Genomic DNA, 14120 nt, shown 5'->3' with positions numbered 1-14120 from the left:
CCGGCCCCGACGGCCGTTTTCATCCCGGCCGCGAGTCTCGCGTGAATGGGAGCGCGCAGCAACCGCGCGCAACATCACACCTTTGCGCGCAACATGCGTCTCGCTCCCAGCAGCAAGGCAGCATTGCGGCAAGGGTTACAGCCAGTACACCAAGCCGGCCGCGATCAGCGTCAGACCGGCGGCGCCGGCGATGGCGGCGGTTTTCCAAACGCGCGGCGCCGGCAGCGCGACTTCGACCAGCCGGTAACCGACGCGCGGCACGGTCTCGAGCGCAAAGCCGCCGTGACTTTCGGAAACCCGGCGCAGCCTCGCGATGCAGCGATGAATGGAATCGTCGCTGACGGCAAAGCCGCCCCAACAGCGCGCCATCAACTCGTCGCGCGAGACGACATCGCCGCGCCGGCCCGCCAGCGCCACCAGAACCTGCATCACCCGCGGCTGCAGCGTTTCGCACGCCGCCCCGCCGACGATCTGGCGGCGGGCGGGACAGACTTGCAGTCCGCCGAGGCGGAAATCCGGCTCTTTGGCCAGAACGATTTGGTCCGACATGGCACGCATCCAAAGCTCCCGCGCGGGGATTTGCCCCGCTCTTCAGCCTTCGACTCGACGCGTCCTCCCAGGACCAGGCGACTATACTTTCGCTACTGCACAATTCTGTAAACGACTGATTATGTGCATTTTGCCTAGGACTTTGGCGTCAACATGGCCAAACCGGCAGCAATTTATGTTGCAGTGCAAAAAGATCGGCATTGGGACAGGTTTGATCGGCAACAGATCGGGCCGAAGTCCTTTCGGATCGGATGCTGACAGCGCTGTCCTATAGGCGAGCGATCCGCGTTGGACCGCCCAAACCCGGACCGGATTTTCCGGCCGCCAAAAGGAGAACAACACCATGCTGAAGATTGTGGGCATCACCCTCACCGCCGCCGCCCTGCTGGGCGCGGCCGCCCATGCCGACCCGAACATGATCCGCAAGGACGTGAAGGTCGCCTTTTCCGATCTCGACCTCTCGACCGAAGGCGGTGCACACCAACTGCTCGGACGCGTCGAACATGCCGCCGCGGAGGCTTGCGGCTACTCGCCGTCGTTCTATTCCGTCTACTCGGTCGCACCCGATCTGGCCGTGCGGGAGTTCAACACCTGCCGCGCCAACGCCGTCGACACGGCGATGAAGTCGCTCCAAATTCCGATGGTTCAGAAGATCTATTCCAGCGCCGAAGCGCCGTATCTGCGCCTCGCCCGGAAGTAATTCATTTCCGGCCGCGCAGCCCAGGCGGACAATCGCATCACGCTTCCGCCGGTTGCGCTCCTGAGCCCACATAAACTTACGGGCGGACTCGCAAGAGCCCGCCCGTTTTCACATTCACAAGAAAGAAAGCGCGCGCGCTATTCGACGTGCGCCGAGATTTCGATGCCGACCACGCGCGGATCGGAAACGAAGCCGGTCAGGTTGTTGAAGTCGATCGCACCCTGAAGGTTCGGCGTGTTGGTGATGTTGCGGGCATAGGCCGCCACCTGGAACCGCTTGTCGGGGAAGACATACCCGAGCTTCAAGCCGCCTTCGTAGTTGCCGTTGGTGTGGAACTCCTTCGACTTGTAGAGGAAGAAGTTGGTGTAGCCCTGCAGCCACCAGTCGGTGTAGGCGAACAACTCGCCGCCGTTCGACAGCGGATAGCCGTACCGGGCCGTCAGCGACAGCTGATAATCCGGCGCCTGCGGGAACGGATTGCCGTTGATCGAAGCGATACCCGTGACCGGATTGTAGGGATTGAGCACCGTGCAGTTGAGGCTGGCGGCCGACATGCCCGCCTGAGCGCCGCACGGGGCAATGCCGAGAGTCGGGTCCTTGATCTCGGTATGCGTCCAGCTGGCGCCACCGGTGAAGGTCAGATTGTCGGTGGCGGCCCATTCCGCATCCGCTTCGAGGCCATAGGCCTGACCGGCGCGGGCATTGACCAGCAGCACCGAGTTGCTGCCGCCGCCGATCGCCGAGAACTGCATATGACGGATGTAGTACGTGAAGCCGTCGAAGTTCAGGCGCAGGCTCTTGTTGAAGAGCTCGGTCTTGAGCCCGGCTTCATACGACTCGATCGTCTCCGACCGCGCCGAGGAATAGCCGTTGCCGAACGCCAGATTGCGCCCCTGGATCGAAGGCGCCCGGAAGCCCGTCGCGACACGCGCATAGGCTTTCACATTGTCGGTGAGGGCGTAGTCGGCCGAAAGGTCCCAACTGAGATTCGAACCGCTCTTGCGGACCGGATCGGTGATCGGCGCCATCAACGCGCCGTGGGCCGTCATCCCCTTGGTATCGGCCGTCCAGCGCAAGCCGCCGGTCACCTTCAGCTTGTCGGTGATCTGATAGCTCGTCTGGCCGAACAGCGCATAGGAGATGTTGGTCTGCCGCACCGACGTCGGTCCGACGTAATAGGGATACGTCGTGTCCTGGTAATCGGTATCGAACCAGAAGCCGCCGACCTGCCAGAACCACGCTCCGCCGGTCGCCGACGCCAGATGAATTTCCTGCGTGTACTGATGCAGGTAATCGAGACCGTCCTGGGACTGCGAATTGAACGGAATGAAGCCCGGACCGTAAGGCGGGTTGTAGACGGCACCGTAACCGCCGTCGATGTCGCCGCGGCTGTAGCCGTGGGTGTATTCGTAGCCGGTGATCGAGGTCAGCACGACCGGGCCGAAGTCGTAGCTGATTTCGGCGCTAGTGCCGATGCTGTTGTACTTCTGCGGATTGTTGGCGCCTTCGTCGAACCACACCTTGTCGTGCTGGTAGTTGGCGTTGAGCTTGTTCGAGCCCTTGGTCGTGATGTTGGCGCGGAAGATCGCGGCGGTGCCGTCGAGCGAACGGAAATGGCCGTTCAAGAGCACGCTCAGTTTGTCGACGGGCTTCCACAGCAATTGCAGGCGGGCCGCCTTTTCGTCGTAGCCGCCCATCGCGTCCTTGATGCCGAGATGCGCGTTGTCGATGTAGTTGTCGCGGTGCTGCCACAAACCGGAGATGCGCGCCGACAGCGTGTCGGTGAGACCGCCGCCCGCACCCATTTCGATGGAGGCGGTGTTGTACTGGCCGTAGGACGCCGCAAAGCGCGACTGGAATTCCTGGGTCGGCTTGGCGGACGTGAGCTTGATGATGCCCGCGGTGGTGTTGCGGCCGAACAGCGTGCCCTGCGGTCCGCGCGAGACTTCGACGTCGCCGACGTCGTAGATCGGGGACGACTTGAGGATCACGTTCTCCATCACGATGTCGTCCATGATGATGGAAACCGGCTGCGATGCCGCCAGATCGAAATCGGTGTTGCCGAGGCCGCGGATATAGAAGCGCGGGGCGACTCGGCCGTTGGAGGATTCGGCGTAGACGTTCGGAATGTGGTTGGCGATCGCCTTGATGTCCTGACCGGACTGGAAGATCGCTTCGACGTGCGTCGTATCGAGCGTCGCCACCGACATCGGAACGTCTTGGATGTCTTCGGCGTGCCGCTGCGCCGTCACGGTAACGGATTCGACCTGCTGCGCGAACGCCGCGCCGGCAAAGGCCGCCGACAAAAGAAGATAAGAAGAATACTGTTTGAAGTGGGTCATTTTACCCATGTCACCCCGTCGCATGCCAATCGTGTCCGGCTGCCGGCGATTCCAGCGATTCCAATGCGGCCACGATCTGGGGCGGAGATAGGGGGACCGTTGCGAAAGTGTCAATTGACGGCGAGCGCGCGCCGACGCTTTGAATCCTGCTGTGGCCGCACCACTACGATTCTGGAACAATACGGTTGATTGCGGGATGCAAACTGACGCAAAACGCAGCGGAATGATGACACTTTAGGCACGTTCATGACGTCAGGTCTTCCCGTTCCCGAAATGCGCGAAGCCGCGGTGTACAATTTGCTCGGCGAGATCGGAATCACCTGGAGCACGATCGAACACGCGCCGGTTTTCACGGTGGAAGAATCGGCCGGCATCTATGAACGCCTCACCGGCTGCCACACCAAGAATCTCTTTCTCAAGGACAAGAAGGGCGGCCTCTGGCTGGCGGTGGTGCGCTCGCATCTCCGAGTCGATCTGCCGGCGCTGGCCAAGCAGCTCGATGCCCCGCGCTTCTCGTTCGGATCGGCGGAGCTGCTTCAGGCCACGCTCGGCATCACACCGGGATCGGTGACGCCGTTCGCCCTGATGAACGACACCGCCCATCGCGTTACGGCCGTGCTCGATGCGGCGATGCTGGAGGAGACGCCGCTCAACTTCCACCCCATGCGCAACGACCGCACCACGTCGATCACTCCGGCCGATCTCGTCCGCTTCGTCAAGGCGACCGGCCACACCCCCGTGATCGCCCAAATCCCAGAAAAAACGGGATAAATTACCGGTCCGCGGCGGCGGCCGGACCGTCCGCATGCCCCCTTTTCTTTCCGGCGCCCAAAGCCCATGTTGGGGGGAGCAATTCAGGGTTCTTGACCATGGTCTTATTCGGTTCCGGCGGCACTCCCAAGCAAGACGGCAAGGACGGCTCGGCCAGCCCCTACATTAAGGAAGCCTCGATCGCCACCTTCGCCGCCGACGTGCTGGAAGCCAGCCGCGAGGTGCCGGTCATCGTCGATTTCTGGTCGCCGCGCTCGCCCCAGAGCAAAGAACAGGACAAGCACCTGGAAGCGGCCGTTGCGGCGGCCAACGGCGCCGTCAAGCTGGTGAAGGTCAATGTCGACGAGAATATCGAGATCGCCCGGCAGCTCCGGATTCAGGCGATTCCGACCGTCTATGTCTTCCAGAACGGACAGCCGGTCGACGGCTTCGCCGAAGTGCTGCCCGAAGCGCAGATCAAGAAGTTCGTCCAAGGCCTGGCGGGCGGCGCCGGCGGCCACGACCATGCGGCCGAAGTGCTCACCATCGCCGATCAGGCCTTCGAGGCCGGCGATATCGGCCAGGCGGCGCAGGCCTATGCCCATGTGCTGCAGGACGAACCGGGCAATCCCAAAGCGGTGGCGGGCCTCGCCCGCTGCTACCTGAAGGGCGGCGATATCGAGCGCACCAAGCAGACGCTGGCCCTCGTCAGCCCCGAGCACGCCAACGACGAGGCGGTGCGGGCGGTGACGGCCGAGCTTACGCTGCGCGAGACGGCGGCGGCCGCCGTCGGCAAGACTGGCGAACTCGAAGCCAAGCTCGCCGCCAATCCCAACGATCATCAGGCGCGTTATGATCTCGCTTTGGCGCTGGAAGGCGCCGGCGACCGCGACGGGGCGATCGAACAGCTCCTCGATATCGTCCGCCGCGACCGCAAATGGAACGAGGAAGCGGCGCGCAAGCAACTGGTGACGTTGTTCGACGCAATGGGGCCAACCGACGACCGCACCATCGCCGCAAGGCGCAAGCTGTCGTCCATCTTATTCTCGTGACGCCATGGCTGGGACCTACAACACGCTCGACGATCTGCCGACAATCCTGAACGTCTTTCCGCTGTCGGGTGTCCTGCTCTTGCCGCGCGGACAGTTGCCGCTCAACGTGTTCGAGCCGCGCTACCTGGCGCTGGTCGATGCGGCGCTGGCGGGCGACCGGCTGATCGCGATGATCCAGCCGACCCAGAACGAGGAACAGGCGTTGAAGCCGACGCTGGCGGCCATCGGCTGCATCGGGCGGATCACCGGCTTCCGCGAGAGCGAGGACGGGCGCTATCTCATCACCCTCACCGGCATCTGCCGCTTCCGGGTGGCCGAGGAGCTGAAGACCGACACGCCCTACCGGCGCATCATCCCCGACTTCACGCCCTATGCCGACGACCTGACCGAACCGGACGAGGCCGATTTCCCGCGCGACCGGCTGCTGGTCGCCTTGAAGGATTATCTCTCCCGCCGCGATCTCAAGGCCGACTGGAAAAGCGTGATGAGCGCACCGCCGGAAACCCTCATCAACGCGCTCGCCATGCTGTGCCCGTTCGAGCCGGCGGAAAAGCAGGCGCTGCTCGAAGCGCCAAGCTGGCCCGAACGCGTCGACACCCTGATCGCGCTTCTGGAAATGGCCAATGCCGGACCGCAAGGGCCGGTGTCGCTCAACTGAACCCGCATGGAACCCGATCCGAAACTCCTCGACGTGCTGGTCTGCCCGATCACCAAGACGACGCTGGTCTACGACCGCGAACGGCAGGAACTCGTCAGCAAGGCGGCGGGCCTCGCCTATCCCATCCGCAGCGGCATCCCGATCATGCGGCCCGACGAAGCGCGCGAGCTTTCGGAAGAGGAACGAACCAAACGATGACGTGGCCGACCGAAATCCGGCTTTCGCCCGACAAGCGCACGCTGACGGTGACGTTCGACGGCGGCGACCGCTTCGCCCTGCCGGCCGAATATCTGCGCGTCGAATCCCCCAGCGCCGAAGTGCAAGGTCACCGGCCGGAGGAAAAGAAGACCGTCGAAGGCAAACAGAACGTGACGATCGCTGCGATCGAGCCGGTGGGCAATTACGCGGTGCGGATCGTGTTCGACGACGGCCACGATACCGGCCTTTACGCCTGGGACTATCTCAACGAACTCGGCCGCGAACTGGATTCGCGCTGGCTGGCCTATCTCATTGCGCACGGGCGCGATGTCTAAGCGTGCACCCCGGATCCGGTCGCGGCGGCGGCGCATGGCCGTCATCATCGGCCAGGATTTGTCGCGCTGGACCGACTTCTATCATTTCATCCTGACGGTGCCGTGGAGCGTGTTCTTCCTCGGCGTGGCGCTGTTCTTCTTCTCGATCAACGTCGTGTTCGCGTTCGCCTACATGGCCGATCCCAACGGCATCGAGCATGCGCGGCCGGGCAATTTCTGGGACGCCTTCCTGTTCAGCGTCCAGACCATCGGCTCGATCAACTACAGCGTGATGGTCCCGAAAAGCATCTACGCCAACATCGTCGTGGTGGCCGAGGCGTTCTTCGGCATCCTGAACCTCGCGGTCATCACCGGCGTGGTGTTCTCGCGTTTTTCGCGCCCCTATGCGCGAGTGTTGTTCAGCCGCATCGCCGTCATCACCGATTTCGACGGCGCCCCGACGCTGATGTTCCGCGCCGCCAACCAGCGCGGCAACCAGATCCTCGATGCCAACATCACGGTCAATTTCGCCTTTCAGCAGACGACGCGCGAAGGCCTCGTCATGCGCCGCTTCTGCGAACTGAAACTGATGCGCCCGCGCTCGCCCTTGTTCGCACTCTCCTGGACCGTGATGCACAAGGTCGACGAGGAAAGCCCGTTCCACAATCAGACGCCCGAAAGCCTCAGCGCCATGCAGGCCGAGTTGATCGTTCTGTTGTCGGGCACCGACGAAACGCTCGCCGATACGATCTTCGCCCGCCATTCCTACAAGCCGCACCAGATCCTGTGGCGGCACCGCTTCGTCGATATCCTGTCGTTCAATGCCAAAGGCCGGCGCGTGGTCGACCTGACGCGGTTCCACAACGCCGTGCCGGACCTGTCGACGGATCAGTAAGGTTTCCGCCCGTCCGCAGTGGCAGTATGATCACGGACCGATCATGGCGAAGAGGGGGCCGCAATGAAGTCGATTTCGCTGGCATTGGCAGTGGCGCTGGTATTCGTCGCAGCAAAGGCCGGTGACATAGTCCCGCGTGATGGCGATTACCTGAGCGAGATCTATCTCACGGTGCTGGAGAAGACCAAATCACATCACAAGGCATATCAGGCGTGGCGCGGATCGGCACCGCAGGCTATTCGGGTTTCTCGCGACGGCCGTGGATTGGTACTATCTCTCGGCTACAACTGGCATGAAGGCGACGAGGCTGTGTTCAATGTCCAGAAGCCCTCGATCCAAGTCGACGTGGCCGAATTCCATAAGAAGACGCTAATCCCACTAGATACGGTTCGGTTCCGTTTCAAGGACGGAGATGGACCGGTGCTGGATTATCGCTATATCGGCGATGAACAGACCTTCCTGATGGAAAAACTGCTTGTCGGTGCGTATGCGGATTCACGGGGACGAACCTACATGTTCGACCGCGACGGCAAAGCGCGCTTTTCCGACCGGACATTCCACTATGAAATCTACACCGACATGGTGTTCGAGGATGGCGATGAGTTCGTTGACCGCGATGCTTCCAAGCCTGACGCCTGGAAAATCTATGGCTTCGCCCGCCGCGCCAACCAACTGTTTCTCTACAATGCCGTTTGCGACGATACTCGTGCTGGCTGCGCGACGGACCGCAAGCACCCCATCGCAGTGCTGCGCAAAGTGAAACCAGCGAGGTGAACAGGCTTCTTAGGGGGTGTCCGCTGTTGATTGGACCGAGTGGCGCGGGTGGGCCGGACGGAACGACGTATCAGTAAGGTTTCACTTGAACTTCGCGAACACGAGGCGGTCTTTGTTGTCGGCCATCAGGCTTGAAAGGCCGTTGATGGTGTCGAGGCCGAGGCCTCCGGGAACGCCGCTGGTAGGATCGGGGACGATCTTGGAATAGCTCGCGCCGGCGACTTTTTCCCACTTCCCGTTCGGCTTCCTGATTTCCAGGCTCGCCACCGTGGCCTTCAACACCAGGCGGACGATCGGTGTGTCGAACGCGCGCGGCTTCATCAGGCTGAGATGTTCGCCCGACATTTGCCAGCCGTTCGCCTCAGCCCAGGCGCTCAATTCATCTTTGGTCATGCCGCAAGTCCTTTCGTCCGCAAACCAGCATAGCGTACCGCCCCCCGAAAAGGCGCTATCCCGTCCAGGGCCAATAGCCGGCGGGGCCAGTCACACCTTGCGGCGCGGCGGGATCGGAAAAAACTTGCCGCCGTGCATGCAGCGGATGCAACCGCCCCTGACGTGCTCGGCTTCTTCCTTGGCGACGAAGCGCCTGAGGCCGTTCGCCTTGATGAAGAGAAGATTGTCGATCGGCTGGGTGGCGTATTTGGTGCGGTAGCGCTTGTCGATGTTTTTTAGCCGGGCACAGGGAAATGCGCCGCAGCCGCCGCACAGCACCTGTTTGCGCTTGGTGCAGTTGCGCATCGAGCACAGAGCGAGGTGGGCCGCCGCAGCCGTCTTGGACCGGCAACCGGGACACGGATTGCCCTTGCGAAACCGGCCGTGACACCGGCCGCAGTTGAGGCCACAAGGCGCGATATCGGTGGTCTTGAATACGGGCATGGCAATGCCTCCGCGGCCCGCCATCGACGCTACTTCTTGCCACAACCGCCCAAGTGAGGCTGCGTCGTTGCGGTGAGAAGACCGAGGCGATACGGCAGCTTGATATAATCGCCGCCGGAACCGGGCGGCAAGCCCTGATAGAGAAACTGCAGCGGCTTGCAGAAATCGACCGTCATGGTCTGATCGATGCCGGTGCGGATCAACTCGCCATGCGAAACGCCTTCGGACCACGGCTTGCCGTCGAACGCGACATTGCCGGCGCCGGCGAAATCGTTGGTCAGAAGCTTCCAGTCGCCGTCGAGACGGTCGGCCGTCCAGGCGCGGAAATACCGCCCTTTCGGACCCATCGCCTCAATCATGGTGATGTAGTGACCGGTGCCGGCGATCTTGTACGTCATGCTCGCTTCGAACAGATCGGCACGATCTTCTTCCATCACGACGGTGGTGTTGCCGAAGTCGTTGGGAAAACGGTCGATCGCGGTTTCCGACCGGTAGAACAGGCCGTCGTCGCCGGTGTGGAACAGGTAGCACTTTTTGTCGTCGCAAATATTCCAGAAATCGAGCCAGCCGCCGTGGTGGGCCTTGATCACCTCCGGCGTCGCCGTGAAGAACGGCTTGGGCGCACTCCACGACAATGGGTCGTCGATGTTCGCAGTCGTCGAATAGAACGGATCGCCGCCCTGGAAGATCAGGTACCACAGCTTTTGCGGTGCGAAGTAGTAGACCTGCGGCGCGGCGCGATAACCGGGGCCGACTCCGGAACGGTCGAGCAGGGTAATCGACGCTTCGTTCGCCTTCGACCAATCGGTAAAGCTCTTGGTGGCGATGTGCCAGCCTTTGGCGTCGGCGGTGGTGAAGAAGACATGGTAGCGGCCGCTGGCGAACACCACGGAGGGATCCTTAACGGAATAGGTGCCGTCGGCGGACGGCAGCATCACCGGCTCCGACGACGTCCACCGGAACGCGGCATCCTCGGCACAGGCGGCGCTCGATACGAGCGCCAGCACGGCAGCAACCGGCAACATTCTCATCCATTGGCTGGCCATCGGGGTATCCCATTCTCTTGTCTGACAATTCTAGAAAGACCTTACTGGCCCGTGCCTGCGGAACCATAGGGCACAACCGCGCTGGCCCTTCCCGCCATTCCGGCGCACGTTTGTGTCGTTTCCAGCCAAATGCTTGTTATGTTTGACTTGTAGAGCTTCGGCCGAACCGCTAAAACGCGGCCGCCATGGAAGCTTTCAAAACCCTCTCGGGCGTCGCCGCGCCCCTGCCGATGATCAACGTCGACACCGACATGATCATCCCCAAGCAATTCCTGAAGACCATCAAGCGCACCGGCCTCGGCAAAGCGCTGTTCCACGAGATGCGGACCCTGCCCGACGGCAGCGAAAATCCGGACTTCGTGCTCAACAAGCCGGCCTACCGGAACGCGAAGATCCTCATTGCAGGCGCCAACTTCGGCTGCGGCTCGTCCAGAGAGCACGCGCCCTGGGCGCTGCTCGATTTCGGCATCCGCTGCGTGATCGCGCCCTCGTTTGCCGACATCTTCTACAACAACTGTTTCAAGAACGGCATTCTGCCGATCGCCCTGCCGCAAGCCGAGATCGACAAGCTCTTGGACGACGCCTCGCGCGGCGCCAATTCGATCGTGGCGGTGGACCTCGAGAAGCAGGAAATCACCGGCCCCGACGGCGGCATGATCAAGTTCGACGTCGATCCCTTCCGCCGCCAGTGCCTGCTCAACGGCTGGGACGATATCGGCCTCACGCTGCACCAGGAAAAGAAGATTTCCTCCTACGAAGACGCGCGCAAACTCTCGGCGCCGTGGATCTAGGTTTCACGCGGAGACGCGGAGGCGCGGAGATACCGTGCCGCCATTGCCTCCGCGTCTCCGCGTGCAAATTCCTTTTCCCAAACGGGGATAAAACATGACCTATAAGCTTCTCATCCTGCCCGGCGACGGCATCGGCCCCGAAATCATGGACGCGCAGAAGCGCGTGCTCGGCTGGTTCGGCAAGAACCGCGGCTTCGACTACACGACGGAAGAGGACCTGGTCGGCGGCATTTCCTACGAGACGTACGGCGAGCCCGCCACCGATGCGATGATGGCGAAGGCCCTGGCCTCGGATGCGGTGCTGTTCGGCGCCGTCGGCGGTCCGCAATGGGACAAGCTGCCGTTCGACAAGAAGCCGGAACGCGGCCTCTTGCGCCTGCGCGGCGACATGAAGCTGTTCGCGAACCTTCGCCCGGCCCTGTGCTTCGATGCGCTGAAGGATGCCTCGACGCTGAAGCCGGAAATCGTGGCGGGCCTCGATATCCTGATCGTGCGCGAACTCACCGGCGGCGTCTATTTCGGCCAACCGAAGGAACTCGTAACGCTTTCGACCGGCGAAAAGCGCGCCGTCGACACGCAAATCTATTATGCCCACGAAATCGAGCGGATCGCGCGCGTCGCCTTCGAACTCGCCCGGCTGCGCGGCAACAAGGTCGCCTCGGTCGAGAAGTCGAACGTGATGGTGACCGGCGTGCTGTGGCGCGAGACGGTGCATCGCGTGCATGCGGCCGAGTTTTCCGATGTCGAACTGGTCGACGTCCTCGCCGACAACTGCGCCATGCAGCTGGTGCGGGCGCCGAAGACCCTCGACGTCATCCTCACCGACAACCTGTTCGGCGATATCCTGTCGGACGAAGCGGCCCAGCTCACCGGCTCGATCGGCATGCTGCCGTCGGCGTCGCTGGGGGCGCGGCTGCCCGACGGCCGTCTGCCGGGCTTCTACGAACCGATCCACGGCTCGGCGCCCGACATCGCCGGCAAGGACCTCGCCAATCCGATCGCGACCATCCTCTCGTTCGGCATGTGCCTCAAATACACGTTCGGCCGCGTCGACGACGCGGTGCTGATCGACAAGGCGGTGGAACGTGTGCTGGCCGAAGGCTATCGCACCGGCGACATCATGCAGCCCGGCATGACCAAGGTCGGCACCAAAGGCATGACCGACGCGATCCTCAAGGCGCTGGATAAGCTGAACGGATAACGCGCTACTGCGTCTTTCCTCCCCCGCGGTGCTTCGCACTACGAGCCATACGGTTTCGAAATAGCGGGGGAGGTGTCGCTGAAAGCGACGGTGGGGGGAATGCGAACCCGCCGTCGTCTGCCCCCTCCGTCTCGCCGCTACGCGTCGATCCACCTCCCCCGCTATCTCACTGTTGCGTGAGTTCGAGAGCTGTGCTCCGCGGGGGAGGAAAGACGGCCTACGCCGCATCCGATTTGAGTTCGCCGTTGCTCTCGCCGCTTTCCTCGTGATGCTGCATCTCGGGCAGCGCGCGCACGCCGCCGAGGAACAGCGCGGTGGCGAAGTCGGCGGCGGCCTTGGGATCGTGCGGAGAGGTCTTCAGCATGCGCTCGGAGACCTCGAAGGCGACGCCGACGATCGCGGCCATCAACAGATCGGGATCGACCGGCGGGAACAGATTCTTGGAAATGGCGCGCTCGATGTCTTCGCGCAACTCCTCGAAACCGGCGATCACTTCGGGCGTGTCCATGCGGACGCGCGTGTTGTCGGCCGCGTGGCGGATGGTACGGAAGTTCATCCGGTCGTCGGCGACATATTCGAAGAAGGTGCGGAAGGTGCAGGAGATGAACTCCTCCACTGTGGAAGCTTTCATCCGTTCGTCATGCAGGCGCGGGCGGATCGCGAGTGCGACTTCGTCGCGAATGGCCTGATAGACCTCTTCTTTCGACTTGAAGTAATTATAGAAAGTTCCCGACGCCAGCGGCGTCGCCCGGATAATGTCGCGCACAGTGGCGGCGCCATAGCCGAGCTCGGCGAAAACCTGCCGGGCGGCATTCAAAATGAGTTGGCGATTCAAAACCTTGGTCTGCTCTCGCTTGCCGGCAGCGGCGGCACGGGGCAGATCATTTCTCATCGGTGCGCTATCCATCGGACCGGTCCCTCCTGTCCATAATGTCGCACTTTAACCTGTGACGACTCCTCGTCAATTTCCGCGGCGGCAGGTTTGGAGGGAACTTTCCGGCAGCAAAACGTCGGGAAATATCGGCCTCTCAGGCCAATTCTTGCTTTGTTGAAAAGCACATAGCTATCATTCTCAAGTGCAATTCGGGCGCATACAGCCATCGCGGGTGCGAAAAAATTTTTCCGAATCCCCTACTGGTAGCGGCCTTTGGCGATCGCGAGCTTGCCGGGACCGAGCAAAAGGATCGCCAGAGCGCCCGCCAGATAGAGCGCTTCGACCTCGAGCGCGTAGCCGCCGTCGGGCGTGATCGCGATCATCTGGGCCACGCCGCCCAGAGCCACCAGCGCCGCCAGTTCGACCGCAATCAGGAACGCGCCGACCCGCGCAAACAGCCCGACGATCACCAGCAGCGGCCCGACGATCTCGCCGAAATAGACCACGTAGGCGAGCACGTCGGGGAGCTTGTGCGCCTCGAGCATCGTCTTCACCGGATCAAGCCCATTGAGCAGCGTGTGCACGCCGTGAAACAGCATCAAGCCGCCAACGCCAAGACGCAGCAGCAGCCGGCCGAAATCTTCCGCCATGATAACCCCCACCCCAGAGGGCAAGGACTATAGCAGATTTTCAGGGGCGCGGAGGCAGCGGCGAAGTGGGCGCGTCGATTTCGGCCGGTCTTGCGGCGCGGCGGATTCGCGGGCGCGGCGGACGCTGGCGGTTGATCGTACGCGCCGCCGACTTTTGCGCTGCACGCAGCGCGAGCATCCGCAGGCGGAACGGTTGCGGCAGCGGCTTCGATGCCGGCTCCAGCGACGGCGGTGTGGTTAAGGCGCGAGCGAGCGGCGGCGGCTCGGCAACGTTGAGAGGTGCGAGGACCTTGGGGGCTGCGGGACGGAAGGCGTGGCTGAGACCGATCAGGATCATTAGCGCGAAGAACGCCGCCGCCACCAGGATGAGCAGCCGGACCTCGACCGGCTCGGCGCCGAACTGGGTCCACGCCGCCTGCCACACTGCACCCCACCCCATCGCCGTCATCC

The 14120-nt window shown here is 62.6% G+C and carries 18 protein-coding genes; 10 read left to right on the top strand and 8 right to left on the bottom strand.

What is annotated here, in order from left to right:
• Positions 1 to 135 precede the first annotated feature (135 nt).
• Positions 136 to 549: a winged helix-turn-helix domain-containing protein gene (locus tag FHS84_RS19875; protein ID WP_166937286.1), complete on the bottom strand. Its 414-nt coding sequence runs from the start codon at positions 547 to 549 to the stop codon at positions 136 to 138.
• A gap of 343 nt (positions 550 to 892) precedes the next feature.
• Here FHS84_RS19875 and FHS84_RS19870 point away from each other — a divergent pair, with 343 nt between their 5' ends.
• Positions 893 to 1249, top strand: a complete 357-nt coding sequence (locus FHS84_RS19870; protein WP_166937285.1) for a UrcA family protein — start codon at positions 893 to 895, stop codon at positions 1247 to 1249.
• A 137-nt stretch (positions 1250 to 1386) separates the two neighbouring features.
• Here FHS84_RS19870 and FHS84_RS19865 read toward each other — a convergent pair whose 3' ends face one another.
• Positions 1387 to 3591 carry a TonB-dependent receptor gene (locus tag FHS84_RS19865; protein ID WP_166937284.1) on the bottom strand — a complete coding sequence of 735 codons (2205 nt, stop codon included), beginning with the start codon at positions 3589 to 3591 and terminating at the stop codon, positions 1387 to 1389.
• Between the two features lie 246 nt (positions 3592 to 3837).
• On the opposite strand from FHS84_RS19865, the gene FHS84_RS19860 reads away from it, so the two are divergent.
• The 7 genes from FHS84_RS19860 to FHS84_RS19835 all read left to right on the top strand — a co-directional run bounded on the left by FHS84_RS19860 (position 3838) and on the right by FHS84_RS19835 (position 8232).
• Positions 3838 to 4362, top strand: a complete 525-nt coding sequence (locus tag FHS84_RS19860; RefSeq protein WP_208393992.1) for a prolyl-tRNA synthetase associated domain-containing protein — start codon at positions 3838 to 3840, stop codon at positions 4360 to 4362.
• Between the two features lie 98 nt (positions 4363 to 4460).
• A complete protein-coding gene (locus tag FHS84_RS19855; protein WP_166937283.1) occupies positions 4461 to 5393 on the top strand; it encodes a thioredoxin family protein in 933 nt (310 codons plus the stop codon).
• A 4-nt stretch (positions 5394 to 5397) separates the two neighbouring features.
• The gene (locus FHS84_RS19850; protein WP_208393991.1) at positions 5398 to 6051 is read left to right on the top strand and encodes an LON peptidase substrate-binding domain-containing protein; all 654 of its coding nucleotides are present in this window, start codon (positions 5398 to 5400) and stop codon (positions 6049 to 6051) included.
• Between the two features lie 6 nt (positions 6052 to 6057).
• Complete coding sequence (locus FHS84_RS21630) at positions 6058 to 6249, top strand: Trm112 family protein (RefSeq protein WP_208393990.1); 192 nt, start codon at positions 6058 to 6060, stop codon at positions 6247 to 6249.
• The gene (locus FHS84_RS19845) at positions 6246 to 6584 is read left to right on the top strand and encodes a gamma-butyrobetaine hydroxylase family protein (protein ID WP_166937282.1); all 339 of its coding nucleotides are present in this window, start codon (positions 6246 to 6248) and stop codon (positions 6582 to 6584) included. The genes FHS84_RS21630 and FHS84_RS19845 overlap by 4 nt, the downstream gene beginning before the upstream one ends.
• A gap of 34 nt (positions 6585 to 6618) precedes the next feature.
• Positions 6619 to 7458 carry an ion channel gene (locus FHS84_RS19840; protein WP_208393989.1) on the top strand — a complete coding sequence of 280 codons (840 nt, stop codon included), beginning with the start codon at positions 6619 to 6621 and terminating at the stop codon, positions 7456 to 7458.
• 63 nt (positions 7459 to 7521) lie between these two features.
• On the top strand, positions 7522 to 8232 hold the full coding sequence (locus tag FHS84_RS19835) for a hypothetical protein (protein ID WP_166937280.1): 711 nt from the start codon (positions 7522 to 7524) through the stop codon (positions 8230 to 8232).
• A gap of 81 nt (positions 8233 to 8313) precedes the next feature.
• Here FHS84_RS19835 and FHS84_RS19830 read toward each other — a convergent pair whose 3' ends face one another.
• The 3 genes from FHS84_RS19830 to FHS84_RS19820 all read right to left on the bottom strand — a co-directional run bounded on the left by FHS84_RS19830 (position 8314) and on the right by FHS84_RS19820 (position 10154).
• Positions 8314 to 8625 carry a hypothetical protein gene (locus FHS84_RS19830; protein ID WP_166937279.1) on the bottom strand — a complete coding sequence of 104 codons (312 nt, stop codon included), beginning with the start codon at positions 8623 to 8625 and terminating at the stop codon, positions 8314 to 8316.
• Between the two features lie 90 nt (positions 8626 to 8715).
• Complete coding sequence (locus FHS84_RS19825) at positions 8716 to 9108, bottom strand: DUF3795 domain-containing protein (protein WP_166937278.1); 393 nt, start codon at positions 9106 to 9108, stop codon at positions 8716 to 8718.
• 29 nt (positions 9109 to 9137) lie between these two features.
• Complete coding sequence (locus FHS84_RS19820; RefSeq protein WP_208393988.1) at positions 9138 to 10154, bottom strand: glycoside hydrolase family 62 protein; 1017 nt, start codon at positions 10152 to 10154, stop codon at positions 9138 to 9140.
• A 185-nt stretch (positions 10155 to 10339) separates the two neighbouring features.
• Between FHS84_RS19820 and leuD the strand changes: the two genes are divergently transcribed.
• On the top strand, positions 10340 to 10945 hold the full coding sequence (leuD, locus tag FHS84_RS19815) for a 3-isopropylmalate dehydratase small subunit (protein ID WP_166937277.1): 606 nt from the start codon (positions 10340 to 10342) through the stop codon (positions 10943 to 10945).
• Positions 10946 to 11039: 94 nt separating this feature from the next.
• Positions 11040 to 12146, top strand: coding sequence for a 3-isopropylmalate dehydrogenase (gene leuB, locus FHS84_RS19810; RefSeq protein WP_166937276.1), 1107 nt, complete (start codon positions 11040 to 11042; stop codon positions 12144 to 12146).
• 217 nt (positions 12147 to 12363) lie between these two features.
• On the opposite strand, the gene FHS84_RS19805 is transcribed toward leuB, so the two are convergent.
• From FHS84_RS19805 to FHS84_RS19795, 3 genes are all read right to left on the bottom strand, one after another.
• A complete protein-coding gene (locus FHS84_RS19805) occupies positions 12364 to 13038 on the bottom strand; it encodes a TetR/AcrR family transcriptional regulator (RefSeq protein ID WP_208393987.1) in 675 nt (224 codons plus the stop codon).
• A gap of 239 nt (positions 13039 to 13277) precedes the next feature.
• On the bottom strand, positions 13278 to 13670 hold the full coding sequence (locus FHS84_RS19800; protein ID WP_166937274.1) for a DoxX family protein: 393 nt from the start codon (positions 13668 to 13670) through the stop codon (positions 13278 to 13280).
• A gap of 40 nt (positions 13671 to 13710) precedes the next feature.
• Positions 13711 to 14109 carry a hypothetical protein gene (locus FHS84_RS19795; RefSeq protein WP_166937273.1) on the bottom strand — a complete coding sequence of 133 codons (399 nt, stop codon included), beginning with the start codon at positions 14107 to 14109 and terminating at the stop codon, positions 13711 to 13713.
• Positions 14110 to 14120: the final 11 nt, after the last annotated feature.

The organism is Rhizomicrobium electricum, from assembly GCF_011762045.1.
GTDB classification, from domain to species: Bacteria; Pseudomonadota; Alphaproteobacteria; order Micropepsales; family Micropepsaceae; genus Rhizomicrobium; species Rhizomicrobium electricum.
Note: the sequence above shows the minus strand (reverse complement) of the source record. Positions and strands in the feature narration are given on the sequence as shown.

Excerpts from the sequence above, each read along its gene's own strand:
- FHS84_RS19875 (WP_166937286.1), bottom strand. The coding sequence starts at position 549 with ATGTCGGACCAAATCGTTCTGGCCAAAGAGCCGGATTTCCGCCTCGGC.
- FHS84_RS19870 (WP_166937285.1), top strand. The coding sequence starts at position 893 with ATGCTGAAGATTGTGGGCATCACCCTCACCGCCGCCGCCCTGCTGGGC.
- FHS84_RS19865 (WP_166937284.1), bottom strand. The coding sequence starts at position 3,591 with ATGACCCACTTCAAACAGTATTCTTCTTATCTTCTTTTGTCGGCGGCC.
- FHS84_RS19860 (WP_208393992.1), top strand. The coding sequence starts at position 3,838 with ATGACGTCAGGTCTTCCCGTTCCCGAAATGCGCGAAGCCGCGGTGTAC.
- FHS84_RS19855 (WP_166937283.1), top strand. The coding sequence starts at position 4,461 with ATGGTCTTATTCGGTTCCGGCGGCACTCCCAAGCAAGACGGCAAGGAC.
- FHS84_RS19850 (WP_208393991.1), top strand. The coding sequence starts at position 5,398 with ATGGCTGGGACCTACAACACGCTCGACGATCTGCCGACAATCCTGAAC.
- FHS84_RS21630 (WP_208393990.1), top strand. The coding sequence starts at position 6,058 with ATGGAACCCGATCCGAAACTCCTCGACGTGCTGGTCTGCCCGATCACC.
- FHS84_RS19845 (WP_166937282.1), top strand. The coding sequence starts at position 6,246 with ATGACGTGGCCGACCGAAATCCGGCTTTCGCCCGACAAGCGCACGCTG.
- FHS84_RS19840 (WP_208393989.1), top strand. The coding sequence starts at position 6,619 with ATGGCCGTCATCATCGGCCAGGATTTGTCGCGCTGGACCGACTTCTAT.
- FHS84_RS19835 (WP_166937280.1), top strand. The coding sequence starts at position 7,522 with ATGAAGTCGATTTCGCTGGCATTGGCAGTGGCGCTGGTATTCGTCGCA.
- FHS84_RS19830 (WP_166937279.1), bottom strand. The coding sequence starts at position 8,625 with ATGACCAAAGATGAATTGAGCGCCTGGGCTGAGGCGAACGGCTGGCAA.
- FHS84_RS19825 (WP_166937278.1), bottom strand. The coding sequence starts at position 9,108 with ATGCCCGTATTCAAGACCACCGATATCGCGCCTTGTGGCCTCAACTGC.
- FHS84_RS19820 (WP_208393988.1), bottom strand. The coding sequence starts at position 10,154 with ATGGCCAGCCAATGGATGAGAATGTTGCCGGTTGCTGCCGTGCTGGCG.
- leuD (WP_166937277.1), top strand. The coding sequence starts at position 10,340 with ATGGAAGCTTTCAAAACCCTCTCGGGCGTCGCCGCGCCCCTGCCGATG.
- leuB (WP_166937276.1), top strand. The coding sequence starts at position 11,040 with ATGACCTATAAGCTTCTCATCCTGCCCGGCGACGGCATCGGCCCCGAA.
- FHS84_RS19805 (WP_208393987.1), bottom strand. The coding sequence starts at position 13,038 with ATGAGAAATGATCTGCCCCGTGCCGCCGCTGCCGGCAAGCGAGAGCAG.
- FHS84_RS19800 (WP_166937274.1), bottom strand. The coding sequence starts at position 13,670 with ATGGCGGAAGATTTCGGCCGGCTGCTGCTGCGTCTTGGCGTTGGCGGC.
- FHS84_RS19795 (WP_166937273.1), bottom strand. The coding sequence starts at position 14,109 with ATGGGGTGGGGTGCAGTGTGGCAGGCGGCGTGGACCCAGTTCGGCGCC.